This window comes from Streptomyces sediminimaris, assembly GCF_047049295.1.
Lineage (GTDB): Bacteria > Actinomycetota > Actinomycetes > Streptomycetales > Streptomycetaceae > Streptomyces > Streptomyces sediminimaris.
Genome location: NZ_JBJWOT010000001.1, coordinates 4921351 through 4940368 on the forward strand (window position 1 = coordinate 4921351; position 19018 = coordinate 4940368).

General features: G+C 67.7%; 21 protein-coding genes. 6 read left to right on the top strand and 15 right to left on the bottom strand.

The features are described 5' to 3' along the window. Positions 1–215: 215 nt before the first annotated feature. The 15 genes from ACJ9NR_RS22910 to ACJ9NR_RS22980 all read right to left on the bottom strand — a co-directional run bounded on the left by ACJ9NR_RS22910 (position 216) and on the right by ACJ9NR_RS22980 (position 12457). Positions 216–851 carry a hypothetical protein gene (locus ACJ9NR_RS22910; protein WP_412494209.1) on the bottom strand — a complete coding sequence of 212 codons (636 nt, stop codon included), beginning with the start codon at positions 849–851 and terminating at the stop codon, positions 216–218. Positions 852–1029: 178 nt separating this feature from the next. Further along, positions 1030–1356, bottom strand: coding sequence for a DUF6406 domain-containing protein (locus ACJ9NR_RS22915; RefSeq protein WP_412494210.1), 327 nt, complete (start codon positions 1354–1356; stop codon positions 1030–1032). A 31-nt stretch (positions 1357–1387) separates the two neighbouring features. Continuing rightward, positions 1388–2884, bottom strand: a complete 1497-nt coding sequence (locus ACJ9NR_RS22920) for a C2 family cysteine protease (protein WP_412494211.1) — start codon at positions 2882–2884, stop codon at positions 1388–1390. After that, a complete protein-coding gene (locus tag ACJ9NR_RS22925) occupies positions 2884–3234 on the bottom strand; it encodes a hypothetical protein (RefSeq protein WP_412494212.1) in 351 nt (116 codons plus the stop codon). The genes ACJ9NR_RS22920 and ACJ9NR_RS22925 overlap by 1 nt, the downstream gene beginning before the upstream one ends. Then, positions 3198–3449: a hypothetical protein gene (locus tag ACJ9NR_RS22930; RefSeq protein ID WP_412494213.1), complete on the bottom strand. Its 252-nt coding sequence runs from the start codon at positions 3447–3449 to the stop codon at positions 3198–3200. Before ACJ9NR_RS22930 ends, ACJ9NR_RS22925 begins: the two co-directional genes overlap by 37 nt. Positions 3450–3591: 142 nt before the next feature. Continuing rightward, positions 3592–4809 carry an IS110 family RNA-guided transposase gene (locus ACJ9NR_RS22935; RefSeq protein ID WP_412487501.1) on the bottom strand — a complete coding sequence of 406 codons (1218 nt, stop codon included), beginning with the start codon at positions 4807–4809 and terminating at the stop codon, positions 3592–3594. 266 nt (positions 4810–5075) lie between these two features. Continuing rightward, positions 5076–5531, bottom strand: coding sequence for a hypothetical protein (locus ACJ9NR_RS22940; protein WP_412494214.1), 456 nt, complete (start codon positions 5529–5531; stop codon positions 5076–5078). 53 nt (positions 5532–5584) lie between these two features. Continuing rightward, positions 5585–5851, bottom strand: a complete 267-nt coding sequence (locus tag ACJ9NR_RS22945) for a hypothetical protein (RefSeq protein ID WP_412494215.1) — start codon at positions 5849–5851, stop codon at positions 5585–5587. Positions 5852–5874: 23 nt separating this feature from the next. Next, on the bottom strand, positions 5875–6714 hold the full coding sequence (locus ACJ9NR_RS22950) for a hypothetical protein (protein ID WP_412494216.1): 840 nt from the start codon (positions 6712–6714) through the stop codon (positions 5875–5877). Between the two features lie 102 nt (positions 6715–6816). After that, complete coding sequence (locus tag ACJ9NR_RS22955) at positions 6817–7323, bottom strand: RDD family protein (RefSeq protein WP_412494217.1); 507 nt, start codon at positions 7321–7323, stop codon at positions 6817–6819. Between the two features lie 12 nt (positions 7324–7335). Further along, the gene (locus tag ACJ9NR_RS22960; RefSeq protein WP_412494218.1) at positions 7336–8394 is read right to left on the bottom strand and encodes a hypothetical protein; all 1059 of its coding nucleotides are present in this window, start codon (positions 8392–8394) and stop codon (positions 7336–7338) included. A 174-nt stretch (positions 8395–8568) separates the two neighbouring features. Next, positions 8569–9615: a hypothetical protein gene (locus tag ACJ9NR_RS22965; RefSeq protein ID WP_412494387.1), complete on the bottom strand. Its 1047-nt coding sequence runs from the start codon at positions 9613–9615 to the stop codon at positions 8569–8571. After that, positions 9612–10265, bottom strand: a complete 654-nt coding sequence (locus ACJ9NR_RS22970; protein WP_412494219.1) for a hypothetical protein — start codon at positions 10263–10265, stop codon at positions 9612–9614. The genes ACJ9NR_RS22965 and ACJ9NR_RS22970 overlap by 4 nt, the downstream gene beginning before the upstream one ends. A gap of 438 nt (positions 10266–10703) precedes the next feature. Next, positions 10704–11789 (bottom strand): hypothetical protein, encoded by a 1086-nt coding sequence (locus tag ACJ9NR_RS22975; protein ID WP_412494220.1) that lies wholly within the window; start codon positions 11787–11789, stop codon positions 10704–10706. Next, on the bottom strand, positions 11786–12457 hold the full coding sequence (locus ACJ9NR_RS22980) for a hypothetical protein (RefSeq protein WP_412494221.1): 672 nt from the start codon (positions 12455–12457) through the stop codon (positions 11786–11788). The genes ACJ9NR_RS22975 and ACJ9NR_RS22980 overlap by 4 nt, the downstream gene beginning before the upstream one ends. A gap of 1282 nt (positions 12458–13739) precedes the next feature. Here ACJ9NR_RS22980 and ACJ9NR_RS22985 point away from each other — a divergent pair. The 6 genes from ACJ9NR_RS22985 (at position 13740) to ACJ9NR_RS23010 (ending at position 18977) form a co-directional block, all read left to right on the top strand. Beyond that, positions 13740–14459, top strand: a complete 720-nt coding sequence (locus ACJ9NR_RS22985) for a hypothetical protein (protein WP_412494222.1) — start codon at positions 13740–13742, stop codon at positions 14457–14459. Between the two features lie 18 nt (positions 14460–14477). Continuing rightward, positions 14478–15335, top strand: a complete 858-nt coding sequence (locus ACJ9NR_RS22990; protein ID WP_412494223.1) for a hypothetical protein — start codon at positions 14478–14480, stop codon at positions 15333–15335. Beyond that, positions 15332–16639: a TadA family conjugal transfer-associated ATPase gene (locus ACJ9NR_RS22995; protein WP_412494224.1), complete on the top strand. Its 1308-nt coding sequence runs from the start codon at positions 15332–15334 to the stop codon at positions 16637–16639. The genes ACJ9NR_RS22990 and ACJ9NR_RS22995 overlap by 4 nt, the downstream gene beginning before the upstream one ends. 1 nt (position 16640) lies before the next feature. After that, complete coding sequence (locus tag ACJ9NR_RS23000; protein ID WP_412494225.1) at positions 16641–17630, top strand: type II secretion system F family protein; 990 nt, start codon at positions 16641–16643, stop codon at positions 17628–17630. Further along, positions 17627–18553, top strand: a complete 927-nt coding sequence (locus tag ACJ9NR_RS23005; RefSeq protein ID WP_412494226.1) for a type II secretion system F family protein — start codon at positions 17627–17629, stop codon at positions 18551–18553. The genes ACJ9NR_RS23000 and ACJ9NR_RS23005 overlap by 4 nt, the downstream gene beginning before the upstream one ends. Positions 18554–18725: 172 nt before the next feature. Continuing rightward, positions 18726–18977 (top strand): hypothetical protein, encoded by a 252-nt coding sequence (locus ACJ9NR_RS23010; RefSeq protein WP_393867815.1) that lies wholly within the window; start codon positions 18726–18728, stop codon positions 18975–18977. Positions 18978–19018: the final 41 nt, after the last annotated feature.

The window sequence follows — 19018 nt, forward strand, 5'->3', positions numbered from 1 at the left end:
CGGAGGCCGGGAAGGGAACAGTGCCTTCAGCCGAAGCTCTCAGCACCCGCCCGAGGCGACCTGGTCTGGATCGACCGCTCAGCGGCGACCCGTACCGTAAGCGAGCCTCGGCTGGTTCCTACGTTTCTTGATCGGGCTTTGGCCAATTCTCACCAGCACTCGCGCGCGGCAATACGCCGGGGTGCTGCGCATCCGGCGGAAGCCGACCGCGTTTGCTATGCACTTGTCCGTTCCATCCGTACGGCACCGTCCGACAGGCCCGACACCCTGAACAGCACGCCCGCGAACTCGACCGTGTCGCCGACGCGGACGTCCTTGTACGCGGCCACGGGGATCGCCGCGCAGTTCGCCCCGAAGCCCGCGGTGTGCGTCGTGGTGTCGACGTAGGAGACGGTGATCGACAGACCGGTGGGGAAGCGCGTCACGCCGCCGTTGCGCAGGACGGACAGGGTGCCTCCCTTCGCCGGGAAACCCTTGGCCGCGGCTGCCAGGACGGACGGGTTGGTGGAGAAGCAGAGGCCGTTGTCCGCCTCGCCGCCCTTCGACTCCAGGGACTCGGGGGCCGCTGCCGCCGCTGCCCTGTCCTTGGCGTCCCGCGGCTCCAGGACGACCCGGTAGGAGCAGACCTGGCTGACCGTGTACGCGTGCCCGGAGACGGTGATCCGCTGTCCTGCCCTGACGGTCCGCTGCTTCTGGCCGTCCGCGTAGCTCGCGCCGTCGCGCAGGGTGGCGGTGCGCGTCGTACCGTCGGCGGTCGCGGCGTCGTACTGGACGCCGCCGCCACCCGGCAGCCGGTACCCGCCGCCACGCAGTACGTGCAGCCCGTCGGGCGTGGCCTCGCCGACGCACACCGGGCCCTCGTCCTTGGCCGCCGCGTGCGTGGTCGCGGGCGCGGGGGACGGGTCGCCGCCGGCCGCGTCGTCCGACGACGATCCGCAGCCGCTCAGCGCCAGCAGGGCCGTGACGACGCCCGCGACTGCGTACCTGCACGACCTACTAGACCTACTCGGACTGCACGACCTACTCGACCTACTCGCCGGCCTGAGCACCGTTCTCCTCCTCGTTGCCGTCGGCCACGCGCTCCAGCGTGACGTGGGTGCGGTACTCGACCTCGGCGACCCGCCACGTGTCGCCGGTGATCTCGACGAGGTCGCCCGGTGTCAGCTCGTCGTACTCGGCGACGGGCCTGCCCTCGCAGCCGATCTGGACGCGGCCGTGCACCGACGGCTCCCTGAAGACGCTCGCCACGATGTGGTGCGCGCGCCCCTCGTGCCGGACGTCGTACGGAATGTGGTGGCGGAGCACCCAGCGGCCGCCGAACTCGAAGGGGTACTTCACGTGCGGTCGCTCGGACACTTCACTCACCTGCGGGGATACGGGCCGGACATCAGGGGGCATCGAACGCCTCCGCTCCCCCGAAGTACTTGTTGAACTGCTCCTGCGACACCGTGATCGGCGGGTAGCCCGACGAGCCCCAGGGATTGCCGAGGACGACCTTGCCGTCGGCGGTGAAGCCGCGCACGTAATACGCGTGGTTGGTGCAGTAGCTGTTGCCCCACTCCTTGGGGTGGTCCTTGTCCAGCCCCTCGTCGTCCGGCGTGGAGACGGTGACGACCTTTCCGGAGTCGAAGACCTTCTTCAGCCTTTCCAGGCTCTTGTCCTGGTGCTCACCGATGCCGAGGAAACCGCCGGTCGTGAGGTCCTCGCCCCCCTTGCCGGTCAGATACGGCGCGGACTTCTTGGGGTCGTCGCCCTCGATGCCGCCGTAGCCGCGCTCGCCGTCGCCGTCGTCGGAGTAGGCGATCGCGAAGGCCTTCTCGTAGTACGCGGGCCAGGACTCGCCGTTGCCGTACGTGGTGATGGGGGCGCCGTTCCTGTCGGTCGGCAGGTCGGCGGTCATGGTGACCCACTGGTAGTTGCCGTCCTTGTCCCAGACGCGGACGCTGACCGTGCCGTTCGGGTTCTGCTTGATGCCTTCCTGGATGAACGCGGGGTCCTTCTGCGCCAGCCCGGCCAATGAGGCGACGTACCAGCAGTCTCCGAACTGGCGCTGGTTGACGTCGTCGGCCGAGACGCCGTCCACGAAGAGCGGGTCTGCGGGGGTCTCCCAGTGGATGCCGTTGTTGGTCTGGCCGTTCTGGTCGTTCCCGCCCTTCTCCCACGCGTCGGTGTTCGTGACGTCCGGCTGCGTGCCGGGGAAGGCCGCCTGGAACTTGCCGATGTTCTCCGGGCTGATCTTGGACAGCATCCGGCCGAGCGTGTCCCGGCGCCTGTCCTCCGGCAGGCCGTTGGCGTCGAAGGGATTCCAGAGGGAGTCGTCGGTGCGGCTGAGGAGCCGGTTGTAGAACGCGAGGTCCTTGGGCGAGGCCTTCGAGATGAGCGCGTCGGTTTCGGTGGCCGTCAGCCCGTCGAGCTCACCGGAGATCTTCCCGAGGTCGTCCCGGTCGCCGTTGGCCCCGAAGTCCTTGCCCTGCAGCTCCTGGAGGTGACGCAGGGCGTCGTCGACCTTCTGCGCGTTCGCCGGGTCCTCGTCGAGGAAGACGCACGCGTCGCTGACCGGATAGCCCCGCTCCGCCAATTCCCGTGCGCCCTCGAGCTGTTTGATGCGACGCTTCATCGACGACTGCATGCCGCCGAGCTCCGCGCCCAGGGAACCGGGCAGCCGGCGGCCTCCGCCGAAGATCGACGGCATCGGGACCAGGTCACCGACCAGATCCTGGAGATCGGGATCGCGCGACGCGTTCTGCCCCGCGGGCAGGTTCTGCTGGGCGCTGGTCAGGACGGTGGCGAGCTGGGTGTGCAGCCGTCCGGAGTGCCCGGCGAGCGAGTCCAGGTCGTTGGCGAGCGTCGTGAGCCTGCCGGCGTCGAAACCCCTGAACGTCATCAGTGACCGCCCGTCCCGGCCTTGGCCTTGTCCCTGGCCTGCCGGTCCAGTTCGTCGGCCTGGTTCTCCCAGCGCGTGGCGTCGGCGAGCAGCGAACCCGCCATGCTGTGCAGCGTCGACTGCCGCTTCTGCAGCGTCGCCGTGCACTGGTCGGCGAAGGGACCCTGCCAGATCGCGCCCTCGTCACCGCCGGTGCGGAAGGCGGCGGCACGCGGAGTGGCCTTCCTCACCGCGTCGTCGAGATACGGCCCGAGCCGCCGGGCTATCGACCGGGCCTCCCGCGCACACCCGCGCAGTCTCTCCGCCCGCTTCTTCAGTTCGGCGGCGTCCTCGCCGTCCTTGGCCGCCATGCGCGGTCCTCTCCCCGTTTCCCCGTTGCCTGCTGCCGCGCCGTGAGTCGATCTCCTGTGCTGATCCACGGCGCCGGTGGTGAAGCATACGAGGAGTGCGCAGGGTGTGCGCGATTCGCGACCGGAATCTCCTCGACCTCTTCGACGTCCTCGATCTCTTCGACGTCCTCGATCTCTTCGATCTCTTCGATCTCTTCGACGTCCTCGACCGTCACGCGGTCGCCACACGGATCGACATACCGGGGCCGATGAGGGAGGGAGACCGGGGTCTGGCCGCGGGGCGGGGGAGAGGGGGTGCCTCTATGTCTTTCGTCAAGGCACTCCTGTCGGGTTTGGGGTGGTTCGGGGTTGCTGAGGTTACGCGGCGAGCTCGACGCCTTTCGGTGTCCGGGATTCGTAGAAGGTGCCGTCGCGGAGCATGGCGAACAGGACGCTGATGCGTTGACGGGCCAGGCGGAGGAGGGCCTGGGTGTGGGTCTTGCCGCGTGCTCGCTGGCGGTCGTAGTAGGTGCGGGAGGCGGGGTCAGCGTTCATGCAGGCGAAGGCGGAGAGGAACATCGCCCGTTTGAGCTGCCGGTTTCCGCCTCGGGGTGCGTGTTCGCCGTGGATCGAGGTCCCGGACTGCTTCGTGGTGGGGGCGAGGCCGGCGTAGGAGGCGAGGTGGGCGGCGGTGGGGAAGCTGGTGCCGTCGCCGACGGTGACCAGCAGGACGGCGGCGGTCCTGACGCCGACGCCGGGCATCGACGTCAGGACCGGGGAAAGAGGGTGAGTCTCCAGCAGGGCGTTGATCTGGGCTTCCATCGCCCGGCGATGGGTGTGGACGGCGGCCAGGGATGCGGCCAGGGAGGGAATGACGATGTCGAGGGTGCCGGTGCCGGGGACGACGACGGTCTGCTCGTCGAGTGCGTCGAAGACGTCGTCGATCAGCCGCTGGGCCATGCGGGGGGCTTTCGGGCGGATCAGCTCCACGAGTCTGCGGCGGCCGGCCTTGCGCAGGGCGGACGGGGAGCCGTAGCGCTCCAGCAGCCAGGTCACGGCCTGGTGGTCGAGGCGGGGACCCAGAACGCGCTCCAGCGACGGGTGGAACTGAGTGAGCAGGCCGCGTATCCGGTTGGACGTGCGGGTGGCCTCGGCCGCGAGATCCTGGTCGAAGCCCACGAGGACCGTGAGTTCGGCGGTGATCTCGTCGGTCAGTTCCAGCGAGCGCAGGGTGTGCGGCATCGTCCGTGCGGCGTCCGCGATGACGGCGGCGTCCTTGGCGTCGGTCTTGGCCTCGCCGGGGTAGAGGTCGGCGATCCGGCGCATCGCGAGTCCGGGCAGGTAGGCGACCTGGCAGCCGGCGTCGCGGGCGACGGTCAGTGGCAGGGCGCCGATGGAGGCGGGCTGGTCCACGATCACCAGGACGGTGCCGAACTTTTCGCGCAGCTTGGCGAAGACGGCCCGCAACTTGGGCTCGCTGTTGGGCAGCGGTTTGTCGAAGACCTTTTTCCCGGCCGGGGTGAGTCCGTGGCCGTGGTGGGCACTCTTGCCGACGTCCAGGCCCAGGAACACGCCCACGTCTTCGATCTCGAACATCGTGCCCCTTCCCCAGGGGTGTTGACGGTGCCGGCCTCGGCTCGGGTGTCGTGCTCGCGCATCCACGTTATGCAGACCTGCCGCCCGCGAACTGTCCGGCGTTGCGCCGGACCGGGCGGTGGCCGGACCTCTGATCAGCGTCTCCGACGGCACCTCCCGGGCCCGGTGACACCACCCCCCAGGTCATGCCTTCGACAGGGGGCAACAGTCATGCCGGGCCCGGAGGCCAGCGGCCCTCTTGCAGGACCGCGGAAAACATAACGGGGCTATGAGAGGTGTGGTCGGGAATACACGAGTACCGGAACCTCGGGTGCGAACGCGGCCACCGCTGCCTGGAGCCGTTCTGGGTCAAGCCGCCACAAGTTGATGGGACGACTTGCCAGGAACAGTTCGTAGTCGACATGAGGAGCCAGCGTCTCGGCCTTCTCACGACTGACTCCGCTGTTCATCCCGGGCAAAGCAGGGGCTCCAGGCTTCCGCTGCACTCCGATGTAGTTGATCCCGTTTCCAGCGGTGCGCTGACGCCACACCACGATGGAGGTGATGTCGCTCCACGGTACGAAGGCGAGTTGGCTCTCGTAACGTGCCGGAGCGCCCCCGAGCAGTACGCCATCCCCGTCGACGCGGAAAGCGACCAGCTTCTTCCACTTCATGCCGCCCAGCAGCTGGAAGGGCGTTCGGGCGAAGTGTGCCTCGTAGACGGGTGGGTTCGCATCGCTCATCGGGAAACCTCAGCAAGGGCCGTGTCGTGCAGGAAGGTTCGACGCGCCGCAACCTAGTTCGCGGCGCCGGACCTCTTCTTGTACTCCTCATCCTGCACGCGCTGCAGGATCTTGTTGTACTGCCCCCGTGCCGCGTCCAGCGCGTCGTGGATCGCCTTCCGCCGGCCGTTCCATTCCGAACGAAACCTATCGGCAGCGGGACCACGCCAGGTATCGGTGCCGGACGCGGCGTCCACCGCGTCCAGCGTCTTGTCGATCTCGTTCGCGTACCTTTTCAGGTTGTTGAGGTCTTTCCTGCATTCATCGACACGATCGCTCATGATTCCCTCTCTATGGGCGCTTCTCACGCGGCCGGCAGTGTGAGCAATTTGACGATGCGTTCCTCAAGGGTGCGCTCGCCAACCGCCTGCGCCGTGATGCCGGTCGGTGCCTGCGGCGAGTCCACGTTGACCACCCAGACTTCTCGGTCGGTCGCGTACGTCGTGAGGAGTGCGCCGGGCTCATCGGCGAGCGTGATCAACTGGCTCACCACCAGAGCTTTGTCGATCACAGAAGCGAGCCTCTTGTCCACCGTGTCGGTTGTCAGCGCTGACGCGTCGAGCAGCTGGGCTTTACTGTCCCGGTCGGCTGTGCCGAACGGGTCCACCAGCGCCTGGACGATCCTGGCGGCATCGCGCGCCTTGCCGGCAAGCGTAAAGATATGCATGCCACCACCGGTGACTTGCTCAATCAGCATGAGCTCAGGGGAATGCACGAAAACGAAGGCGGTGACGCTGCCACTGGACGTCTGCTGCTCGACGGCGAGCGCCCGCGTGGCCGTTCGCCGCAAGGTCAGCGCCATGCCGACCTCCGGCGTAATCCGCATGTCCACTTCTGCGGTCAGATTCGACCCGGTTCCCTCGGACCTCAGGACGGCGTCGAGTTCGGCGATGTTCGCGACCTCCACCGCGCCCCGGGAGACCAGCGAGCGAAGCGCTGTCCCGAGTACCCACTCGCGCTTTTCCTCCGGCAACGTCGCCAGATGCGGTGTCGGCGCCACGACGTCCTTGAGCGCACTGGGATCCAGTACGGCAAGCTCCTCGTCGGTCAGCTTGATGAGCGGCTGCGTTCCGCCTTCTGCGAGTGCGGTGCCAACGAGTTCGCGGAACTTGTCCAGCTCAATATCGAGTTCGGGATTTGCCATACCAGATCCTTGGGTCGATTGCAGTCTTGCAGTCATTTCGGGAGATGCGTGCGAGGTTTCATACAAGGGTTCTGCGTAAGAACTAGTCGGAACGCGAAGCCGTCAGGTCTGTTCCGGCCGCATGTCAACGGCTGCCACGATGCGCACCCCGGCGAAATCAAGCGGGGGCGCATCGCTGCCACCCAGAATGAACCCAAGGGGTAGGACCGTGAAGCCGTACGCGATACCGCCGATCCACCGGCCGAAGAGTTGCCATAGCTGCGGCCTGCCGCCGTCCGTCAGTCGGACCACCCGGGTTCCAACGAGCAACTTGCCCACGCTGCAGCGAAACAGCAGGACCAGCAACATTTGGTTGACCAGAGAGACACCCATCCCTGTGACGAAAATCCGTAGCCACAGAATCCCGTCGGTGAGCGGAATTGCCACCGACGCCGGAAGGCTCAGCACATACGCCAGTCCGGAAACGCCCGCGCAGACAACAGCCAACCCGCCGTCAATGGCCGCCGCCCCATAGCGACGCCCCATGGATGCAGCCGGCGGTACCGAAGCGGTGTTCCCGTTCCGGCACTGCTGCTCTCGTGGCACACCGAACAGGTCTCTCGAATCCACGGGCGCCATCTCCTACCAGAACTTGTACTTCTTGATGGTGCTGGGGACTAGGCTTGTGACCGTACTCTCGGCACCGTTTACGATCTCCTCGCCCTTGTCCGCCACGTCCCCAGCCCACTTGGTCGTCGCGTTCCAAGCCTTCTCGGTCGCGTTCCCGATTGCTTCTCTGTTGTCCCAGGCCCAAGTGCCGATGAAGTAGGCACCGGCCACACCGAGTGCCGCCCAGCCGACCACAGGAACCGCCGCCGCGACCGTCGCGCTCGCGCCAAGTGCTCCTGCCACGGCGGACCCGCCCAGAACAGCCCCGGCGCCGCCCGCCTCCACAACTCCCATGCCACGGTCGAACCCGCCCAGCACGCCCTTGTGGTCAGGCACGGCCATCTCCTTGGCGCCATGGACGACGGCCAGCGGCAGGCCGACGCGGTCAAGGATGCTGAGTCCCGGCGCCTGGTTGAGCAGCTTGGCAGGCAGGGGGATCTTCAGCTTAGTGGTGAGGAAGATACGTAGCCCCTGCTGCCACTTCCAGGGCTGCTGGTACAGCTCCTCGATTTTCTGTGCCTTCAGGAGCTCGCGCATGTAGTCGATGTTCTTCAGCTTCAGCCGGTCACCGGTGATGCCGAAGTACTTGTTCAGTTCAAGCACCGCCTTGGCCCCGACGACGTTCTGTCCCTGTGCCCAGCGTTGGTACAGCTGGAGAGAAGCCTCGATACCTGAAGTGATTTTCGTGAGCCGAAGCGGCGTTGTCACATTCTTTTTGGTTTCCTTGAACTCATCCATGTACTCGCCGACTTCACCTCTATGCTCCTGGTATTCCTGCCAGGTCTTGAGCACGCCGGTGAGTCCCATGAACATGAGCTCGGCACTCGGATCTGCGTTCAGGATTCCGAGTCGATGACGTACGTCCTTGGCCTGGTCGCGTGACCAGGACGCATCCTGCCGAAAGCGCTTGAGGTTCCCCTGGTCGCCTTCCCATTTGGCGAGGATTCCGGACACCAGTGGCCCCTGAATGGAAAGTGCGCCATCAGCGACGTCCAATGCGGCAGCCAACTTGCGTGCGTCATCCTTCGACATCCCCCTGAATGTCACGCAGAACCCCCTATTCGTAATGTTCGTCATAGCCACAGACGTGGAGTCTCGCCGCTCCGGCAGCCAACGCCCTTCCGTCAAGAGCGACGGAAGATCTTGACGCTATACCTGTCTCCTGGCGGCTGGAGCAATCGGATTTCGCCGTTCGCCTGTCTCTGTTCAGTGGTTGATGGACTGGATTTCCTGGACGGTGATGTTCTGGGTGGCGCCGAAGGTGCCGTCGGGCAGGCGTTTGCCGGGGGTGCCGGTACCGGTCCAGTGGATTTTCCAGGTGAGGGTGGCTTTGAGGGGGTAGGCGCCGTTGCCGGAGGAGTGCAGGTATTTCACGCCGCAGGGCGGGGTCTGGTTCGCCTTGCCTTTGGCGTAGGGCTCGCCGATGCGGCCGTTGTGGAAGTCGCAGACGCCGGAGGCGGGGTAGGTCTGGGCGTCGGGGGTGCCGGGGTCGATGGTGAGGGAGACCGGTTCGGCGGTGGTGGTCGCGGAGATGCCGAGTGCCGGGACGGAGGCGGTGACCGAGACGGGTTTGAAGGCGGTGGCGTCCAGCCAGGCCCAGGTCGGCAGGTTGACCTTGGTTGTGCCGGCCGGGGCAAGGGTGGGGTGGGTGCCGGGGACGCGGATTTCGTTGTAGGCGAGTTCGGCGAGGATCTCGGGGGTTACGGCGTTCTTGGCGTCGGCGGGGGGTGGGTCGCCCTTGTCGACCCAGAAGATGGGTTTGGTGCAGTCAAGTGCGCCTGGGTCGCCCTCACGCCCCTTGGTGACGTAGGAGTCCCACCAGTAGCCCTTGCCGGTCTTGTCCTTGTTGAAGTCTTTGTAGGTGCCGGGTTCCTTGCCACCGTCCTGGTAGGTGTTGCGTTGTTGCAGGTCCCACTGAGATCCCGTGGATTCGGCGTTCCAGATCGGCTCGAGGTGCGCCTTGAGTGCCGCGGGCGTGTACTTGGGTGCGTAATAGCAGGCTGGCGGGGTCCAGGTCGTCGTCGAGGTGACGGGACCGACCGACGGTCCGGAGCCGTTGTCGGAGGTGGCGTAGACAACCCCTCCTGCGGTCGCAGAGATGGTGCCCTTGCCGTTGGAGTTCCCGGACGTACTCGTGGACTGCTGGGAACCCTGTCCTTCACCGGGGCCATACGCTGAAGCGGTGTTCGGCAGCCCCAAGCCACACGCGGCAACGAACACGCTGAGTGCCAGGATGCGCCCCCGACCGATCATCCGGCGCACGTCTTGGCCCCTCGCTTCGAAATCAGGTTGCTGGTCTGCCACACACCTTGCTTGTTCTTCTCAAGACGCGTGTTGTACAGCACGTATGGACTGTTTTTAGAAGGGGTTCGGTCGACCTTGTTGGTCTTGCGGTTTTTATTGAAACCGTTGCTTTCGTCGGCACAGTAGACGACGGATGCGGTGCTGCTGCCGCTGAGTGTCACTTTAGGGGCGTAGTAACGCGTGGTTCCCGTGAAGGAGAGGTCGGCCTTCACGTAGGCCTGGACCCAGGCCACCGCATCGGAGAAGGCCTTGTCCCGGTAGTAGAACGAAAGACCCCGGGCACCGGCGTCACCACGCAGAATGGCATCGTTCGTCGCGTCGATGCGCCGGGCAGTGTCTCCCAGAACGGCATCCTGGGTCGCATCGCCCGTCTTCCAGTTCTCGTACTTGTCCGTGACGTCCGGCGGCAACTTGATGTGCGGTCGGCCGGCGTTCCCGGCAGCCGAAGCGCTGGGTGACGTCGACGTGTGGCTGTCTGTGTCGGCTCCCGCGATCTTGTCGTTGTTGCTGGACTTGTCGTCCCCGCTCCCGCAAGCCGTCAGCAGCAGGGTTGCGGTCGCGACGAGCGCGGCGGCAGCGGGCAGAGTGCGGCGCTTCACAGTGGTGGACTCCCCGTGAGACTGAAGTTCGTCAAGAGCACGAACGCTATCGGTGGGGTTCTCGGTTTCGCCAGAGCGAACCTCACTGCGGGCAAGCGCAAATGAGGGCGTAACGGTCTTGCACACGTGTGAGTTCTGTCCTGATCGTGCGCAGACATGCGGCGGCTCCGGACGCGTCCGGAGTAGCGCGCGGAGCCGCCGCTGCCGGGGGTTTCGATTCGTTATCGCGGTGTTCTGCGACTCGACGAGTGAGCGGCAGGTGCGGCGACGTGTACGCCACCGGTCGGTGCGGCGGCCGGCCATGTCTTCGCGCTCTGCCGTTGTCGGTGGTCACCGTGCCGGCCCCGTCGACTGCGTGGACGCGCAGGTTGAGGTCGGAACGGCGGTAGGAGCTACCACCGGAGGTTCGAGGACTTTGTGCTGCGCCCCCACGTCTCATCAGTGGTTGATGGACTGGATTTCCTGGACGGTGATGTTCTGGGTGGTGCCGAAAGTACCGTTCGGCATCTTGCCGCCCGCGCCGCCGGTTCCGGTCCAAGTGACCTTCCAGGTGATGGTCGCCTTGAGCTTGAACGTGCTGTCGCCCGAGGAGCGCAGGTACTTGAGGCCGCACGGCGGCGTCCGGTCGGCCTTGCCCTTGGCGTAGGGCTCACCGATGGAGTGGTCGGCGTTCATGGTGCACTCGCCGGAGGCCGGGTAGGTCTCGGCGTCGCTCGTGCCGGGCTCCAGCTTCAGGGACACCGGCTTGGCGGTGGTCGTGGCTCGGATGTCGAAACCGGGGACGTTGATGGCCGCCGTGGCCTTGACCTCGTTGAAGACGGCCTTGTCCAGCCATGCCCAGGTCGGCAGATTCACCTTGGTGACGGCCTTGGGAGCGAGGGTGACCTTGGTGTCGGGCAGTTCGATGTGCTGGTACGCCAAGGCAGCGAGCATCTTCGGAGTGATGGCCTCTTCGTACTGGGGTGGCGGGGCCTCGCCGTTGTCGACCCAGAAGGGGAGGTCGTTGCACGAGCTCCGCTTCAGGATGTCGGGCTCGTCGGGATTTTCGACGGCGGCCCAGAACATCCCCTTGCCGTCTTTCTCGACGTTGTAGTCCTTGTAGCCGGGGGTGTCGGTCCAGCCGTACCCGTCCTCGTAGTGGCGCTGCAACTGACCGAGCGCCGCGCCCGCGGTACCACCCATACCGGGCGTGTTCAGCTGGCCGTCGATGTTCTCGGACATCTTCTTCTTGAAGTCCTTGGCGCCGAGGTACGGGGCGTACCAGCAAGGCGGCGGGGCCCAGTTGACGTCGGAGGACGTCATGTTGCCGGCGGTGCCGTTCTTGGCCACGGCTCCGGAGTACTGGATTCTGGCGGCGGCGTAGATGCCGGTGCTGTCGCTGCCGCCTGATTCTTGCGTTCCGCTGCCTTTGCCTGTGTCCACCGGTTCCGCCGCAGCGTTGGGCGCCGCGAGAATTAGCGCGCTGATCACGAGGGTCAGGACAGCAGTGCCGGTGCCGAGGGCGGTGCGCCGTGATCCGTTCACCGGCACTGGCTCGCCTTCGTCTCGACGAACACCTTCGACGCCTGCCACAGCGCCTTGCTGGTGGGGACCTTGACCATGACGACCTTGTAGTAGTTGAAGTCCTTGATGCTGGGCTTGGACTTCAGGACCTTTCCCGTCTTGATGTCTTTCCCGTAGAATTTTCCGGTGTCCGCGCAGAACGCGACCTCGACCGAGTTCCCATTCGGGGCGGACCGTGTCGTCGCGTTGTAGTGACGGCGAGTGCCGGTGGCGGTCCAGCCGCCCTTGAGCCATTCGTTGATCTGTACCTTGGCGTAGTGGAGCCCATCGCCGGTGGCGTAGGCGGTCAGGGCCGCGTCCTTCGTCGTGCGTTTGTCGACGCCCCGGTAGATGGCGCGGATGTAGTTGGCGGCGTCATCCATCGCCGCCGCCTCGTTCTTGTCCTTCGGCTTCTCCCAGTCGAAGACCAGATGCATGTCCTTGGGCAGGGACACGTCCACGCCGTCCGGCTTGTTCTCCGCCGGCGCCGCCGACGACTGTGCCGACCCCTTCGGTGTCTCTGAGCCCTGGTCGGCTCCCGCGATCTTGTCGTTGTTGCTGGACTTGTCGTCCCCGCTCCCGCAAGCCGTCAGCAGCAGGGCTGCGGTCGCGGCGAGCGCGGCGGCAGCGGGCAGAGTGCGGCGCTTCACAGTGGTGGACTCCCCGTGAGACTGAAGTTCGTCAAGAGCACGAACGCTATCGGTGGGGTTCCCGGTTTCGCCAGAGCGAACTTCCCTGCGAGCTTGTGCAATTGCGGACGTAAGGGGTCCTCCGGAGGTGTGGCATGTGTCCCGATCGTGCTCGGACGGGTGGCGGTCCGAGGAGCGTTCCTGGGGCGCGCAGGCGCCTCCGCGACTGCCGTGGTCGTGGGTGTTCCGGTTCGCTACCGCAGTGCTCCGCGTCTCCGCGTCTCCGCGTCTCCGGATGGCGTCCCGCCGAGTGGTGTAGCCGATCAAGCTGGCGGAATCCGCAGGTCGCGGCCCGAATCACCCTCGCTGGCGGCCCCGTTGGGGCTCGCCGAGCCGGGACCAGCGGTGATCGCACGACGGACCGCAGCGGCACGTACCGGACGGCTCCGAAGCGGAGGCGACGGACCGTGATCGGCTACACCACGACGGGAGACACGACCCGTCTCCGCGTCTCGGTGTCTCGGCGTCTCGGGCGCGCGGGCGGGCGCCCGACGTCCGTGGCGCCCGTTCGGCAGGACTGCCTGCGACGACACCGATTGCCGCCGCCGCCCGCGGTCACTGTGCACGCCGTGTCGATTCCGTGGACGCGGGGCGTGAAGCGGCGCGAACGGCCATGCGTCATGACTCGGGGGCGCGCCGACGCGCTGACGCGCTGACGCGCCGACGGGGCGGCGCGCCGACGGGGCGGCGAGGCGATCGCCGAGCCGCGGTCGTCGGTTCCCTGCGCCCCGCGGTCGCCGTGCGAGGCGGATCCGGGGAGGTTGCGGATGCTTGGGAGGTTGCGGATTCTGGGAAGTCGAGGATTCGGGGAAGTCGAGGATTCGGGGAAGTCGAGGAAGAGGCTGTGCGTGTCCAGGCCGGTCCGGTCCGGCCCGGTCCGGCCCGACCCAGGTCCCCTTCGTGAGTGATTCGTGCAGGCTTCATGGTCGCGGCGTGCGGGAGGCCCCGCTCCGGGCGGCGTCACGCTCCTGTGGCTGATTCGCTTCCGCACAGTCGGTCACGGCCCGCGGCCAGGGCCGTACGGGGAAACGGACCCGCCGAGTTGCAGATGAACAAGGGTGGGCAGGGTGCGGCCCATGGGTCAGGACGCGCCTTGAGGGGCTTATGTGCGGCTGATACGGTGCCATGGCTTGACACTCGCCCCTGCCATGGCTAACCGCCCAGGTCGGGCGAAGTGTCCGTATTTGCAGGGTATTTGGCTAGCGTGTCTAAGACATTCTTGGCTGTAACGGGGAGCGGTTGCGTGAAGATCCAGGAGCGTACGGGGGCGGGCGCAGGGCGTTCTGCGGCTCCGGCTCAGCCGTCGGTCGGCGACCGGCTTCCCGCGCCGCCTCGCGAGCGCAAACCGGCACTGGCCGCACTGGCGGTGCTGCTGATCCTGGTGGGGGCGCTCGGCGCCACCATGCTGGTGCTGCGCGCCGGCAACCGGGTCGAGGTCATCCGGCTGACCGGTGACGTCCAGGCCGGCGAGTCCATCAGCGACAGCAAGATCACGTCCGTGATGGTCAACGACGACTCCGGTGCCGCCTTCGTGCCGTGGTCCCAGCGTGAGGCGCTCAAGAAGCTCCAGGCCAAGTCCACCCTCTACAAGGGCACGGTCCTCGTCGGCCAGATGTTCTCCGCGAAGAGCGACGTGCAGCAGGGGAAGGCGACGGTGGGCGTCTCCCTCAAGGAAGGCCAGTACCCCAACACGCTCAAGCCCGGGGACAGCGTCGCCGTGTACCGGGTGAGCAGCTCCTCGAGCAGTGGCTCGTCCTCCGGCTCGTCCTCCTCGTCGAACTCCTCCGGCGACTCCCCGCTCGTCCGCCACGCCGTGGTCAGCGACGTCAAGCGGAGCAGCGGCGACGTCATCAGCAGCACCAACCTGCCGGTCACGCTTACCGTCGACGCCTCCGACGCGCCCGCGCTCGCCCAGGCCGCGTCCAACGGCGAGGTCGCCGTCGTCCAGATCCCCGGCAACTAAAAGGCGGCTGCGCACACCATGGCCCTCATCGCCCTCGCCGCCGACAAGGGTTCTCCCGGCGTCACCACCGCGGCCGTCGCCCTCTCGGCGGTCTGGCCGCGCCGCGTCCTGCTCGCCGAGACCGACCCGGCGGGCGGCGACCTGGTCTACCGCAGCGCCGCGGCGCACGGCGGACCGCTCAACCCCAACACCGGCATGCTGTCCATCGCCGCGACCGCGCGCCGCGGCCTGGTGCCCGACCAACTCTGGGACCACGTACAGCCGTTGAGCGGCGGTCTCGAAGTCCTGGTCGGCCTCGGGCACGCCGAGCACGCCGCCGGTCTCGCGGGACTCTGGCCCACCCTCGGCCACGCCTTCGCCTCGCTCGCCGACTCGCCGAACGCGCCCGCCGACGTCATCGCCGACTGCGGCCGGATCAGCGGAGACACCCCGGCGGTCGACCTCTTCCCGCACGCCGCGCTGGTCCTGCTCGTCGCGCGTACGGAGCCGGAGTCCATCGCGCGCGTCCGGGACCGCGCCGCCGCGCTCGGCAACAAGCTGCACGGCGGGCCGCGCGGTGCCGCCAGTCTCGGGACACCGCTGATCGGCGTCGTGCTGATCGCGGACACCAACAACGCGGCCAAGATCGCCGGTCAGGTCAACGACATGCTGGTGCACGCCCAGACCGGCGCCCGCGTCGTGGGCACCATCGCCGACGACCCCGCCGGGGCCGAGCAGCTGGCCGGCCGCAAGCGCGGCCGCCTCGAGAAGTCCCTGCTCATCCGCTCGGCCCGCAAGGTCACCGCGGACATCTACCAGCAGTACGGCGCCGCCTGGTCCGTCCCGGCACAGGCCCACCAGGGCCATGTCAGCGGCCATGCGGGGGCCGGGACATGACCGCCGTCGACCACCAGTTGGTCAAGCGGTTCCGGCAGGACGCCGGTGACCGCATCGCCGAGCAGCGCCGCCTCGACCAGGCCAACGGCGTCACGCCGATGTCCACCGAGGACGAGCGGCAGTACGCCCGCGCGGTCATAGCCCAGATCCTGGAGGACCACGCCCGCACCGAGATCAACGCGGGCCGTACGCCGCTCGACGCCGAGACCGAGGAGCAGTACGCGGCCGCCGTGCACGCCGCCCTCTTCGGCGTCGGCCGGCTCCAGCCGCTGCTCGACGACCCCGAGGTCGAGAACATCGACATCAACGGGTGCGACCAGGTCTTCGTCGGATACGCCGACGGCCGGGAGGTCACCGGCGAGCCGGTCGCCGAGACGGACGAGGAGCTCATCGAGCTCATCCAGGTGCTCGGCGCCTACTCGGGTCTGTCCTCCCGCCCCTTCGACTCCGCGAACCCGCAGCTCGACCTGCGTCTCCCGGACGGCTCGCGGCTGTCGGCCGTCATGGACGTCGCCCGACGGCCCGCGCTCTCCATCCGCCGGGCCCGCATGGGCAAGGTCTTCATCTCCGACCTCGTCGGCAACGGGACGCTCGCTCCCGAGGTCGCGCACTTCCTCGCCTGTGCGGTACGAGCCCGTAAGAACATCATGATCGCGGGCGCCACCAACGCCGGCAAGACGACGCTGCTGCGGGCTCTGGCGAACGAGATCCCGCCGCACGAGCGCCTGATCACCGTCGAGCGGGCGCTCGAACTCGGCCTCGACACCTTCCCCGAACTGCACCCGAACGTCGTGGCCTTCGAGGAGCGGCTGCCCAACTCCGAGGGTCAGGGCGCCATTTCCATGGCCGAGCTCGTCCGCCGGTCGCTCCGCATGAATCCCTCCCGCGTCATCGTCGGTGAGGTGCTCGGCGACGAGATCGTGACCATGCTCAACGCGATGTCGCAGGGCAACGACGGCTCACTGTCCACGATCCACGCCAACAGCTCCAGCGAGGTCTTCAACCGTATCTCCACCTACGCGCTGCAGGCGTCGGAGCGGCTGCCCATCGAGGCCAGCCAGATGCTCATCGCGGGCGCGGTGAACTTCGTCGTCTTCATCCAGCGGCGCAACAACTTCCAGAGCGGCGGCCGTCTCCAGCGCATGGTCACCTCGGTCCGCGAGGTCAACGGCGTGGACGGCCGTGTGCTGTCCAGCGAGGTGTTCGCGGAGACCCCGGACGGGCGGGTGGTGCCGCACGCGCCCATCGCGTGCCTGGAGGAACTGATCGCGTACGGCTACCGGCCCACCGGCACGTGGGGGTGACATGACTTACGAGGCTCTCGGCTCGCTCGGGTCCATGAGCGGCCTGTTCTCCACGACCGTCCTGTACTCGATCGGGTGCGGCGTCGCCGCGGGCGGCGGGCTCGCGCTGCTCATGGTCGCCCTGCGCGGGCTGCCCGCGAAGCCCGAGCACGAGAAGCAGAAGGCCGCGGAACGCGCGGGCGAACTCATCCGGTTCGCCGGCCAGCGCGGCTCGCTGGCCGCCATCATCGGCCTCGTCGTGCTGCTGCTGACGCGCTGGGCGGTCGCCGGGATCGCGGCCGGTGTCCTCGTCTTCTTCTGGGACCGCCTCTTCGGCGGCGCCGCGGAGGAACGGGCGGCCATGCGCCGCGTCGAGGCCCTCGCCTCCTGGACGGAGTCGCTGCGCGACACGATCGCAGGCGCGGTGGGCCTGGAGCAGGCCATCCCGGCGTCGGCGCGCGCGGCGGCCCCTGTCCTGCGCCCGCACCTGGACGCGCTCGTCGACCGGCTCCGGTCCCGCACCCCGCTTCCCGAGGCGCTGCAGCACCTCGCCGACGAGATCAACGACGCCTCCGCCGACATCATCGTCGCGGCGCTCATCCTCAACGCCCGGCTGCGCGGCCCCGGCCTGCGCCAGGTCCTGGGCGCGCTCGCCAAGTCGGCGCGCGAAGAGGTGGACATGCGCCAGCGCGTGATGGCCCAGCGCGCCTCCACCCGCCGCTCGGTCCAGATCGTCGTCGCGGTCTCGATCGCGTTCGTCCTGGGCCTGTCCATCTTCAACCGCGAGTTCGTGGCGCCGTACGGAACACCCGTCGGCCAGCTCGTGCTCGCCTGCGTCTGCGGCCTGTTCGCGCTCGGCTTCTGGTGGCTGCGCAAGCTGTCGACCATCGAGACGCCGGAGCGGTTCCTGGTGCGGGACGAGGCCTCGGTGCAGTTCGTACGGCCCCGCACACCGGACCGGCACGCGTCGCACGCGTCGCACGCGTCGCACGAAGAGGGGGTACGACGGTGAACCTGACGATGCCGATCGTCGTCGGCGCGGTCCTGGGCCTGGGCGTCTACGCCCTCGTACGCGCCCTCATGCCGTCGAAGCGCAGCGCGGTCTCGCAGGTCGCGCGGATCGACGCGATGCGGGCGCGGGGCGCGGCGTACGAGTCCTCGGCCCGCACCACGCGGGACCAGGGCCGTCTGGGCGCGCTGCGGGCCGAAGTCGGCGAGCGGGTGGCCGAGTTCTACCTGCAACAGGGCTGGGAGCAGCGCTCGCTGCGCGCGGACCTCGCCGTGCTGGACCGCAGCTGGGAGAAGTTCCTGGCCACGAAGGTGCTGCTGGCGGTGGCGGGGCTGTTCTTCGGCCCGTTCCTGTTCGTGATCGTCTGGACGCTGGGTTTCGGCAGCAGCCCGATCGTCCCGGTCTGGCTGGCGCTGGCCTTCGCGGCGGTGTTCTTCCTGCTGCCCGACCTGGAGGTGCGGCGGGACGCCACCGAGAAGCGGCGCGACCTGCGGCGCGTGATCGGCGCGTACCTGGACCTGGTCTCGATGAGCCTCGCCGGCGGTCGCGGTCTGCCCGAGGCGCTCATGGCCGCGGCCGAGGTCTCGGACGGCTGGGCGACGCAGCGCATCCGCAACGCCCTGGCGGACGCCCGTATCACCGGCATCAGCCAGTGGCAGGCGCTGGGGCAGCTCGGTGAGGAGATCGGCGTGGAGGAGCTCAAGGACCTCTCCGCCTCCCTCGCCCTCGTCGCGGACGACGGAGCGAAGGTCCGCGAGTCGCTCGCCTCCCGCGCCGAGACCATGCGGCACCGCGAACTGTCCGAGATCGAGGGCAGCGCGGGCGAGAAGTCCCAGTCGATGCTCGTGGCCCAGCTGCTGCTGTGCGCCGGCTTCCTGGTGTTCCTGATCTTCCCGGCGGCCATGCGGGTGTTTCAGGTGTCATGACGGACCCCTGAACCACCCGCGACCACCACCGACACAAGCGATATCCCCAGCGAGACCAGCGAGACCAGCGATACCTCCAGCGATACCAGCAACTTTCAGCGACACGAGCGACGTCCAGCGACACCAGCGCGACAACACAGCCGGCGAACCGCTTCAGAGAGGACATCTCCCCATGAACACACGGAACTTCCAGACCGGTATTCCGGCCATGGACTTCCTGGTCACCTTCCTGCAGGGCCGCGTGCAGCGCGCCCGCTCCGGCGAGCTGGACCGTGGCGCGTCCGCGGTCGAGTGGGTCATCATCTCCGCCGTCGTCGTGGCGATCGTGGGCGTGGTCGCCGCGATCATCAACGCGGCGCTGAGCGACGGCGCCAACAAGGTCGGCAACTGTATCAAGGGCGCGGACGCGGGCAAGACCTGCTGAGCGTTCGCAGAGGATCATCCGGACCTGGTTCTACGGGGTTG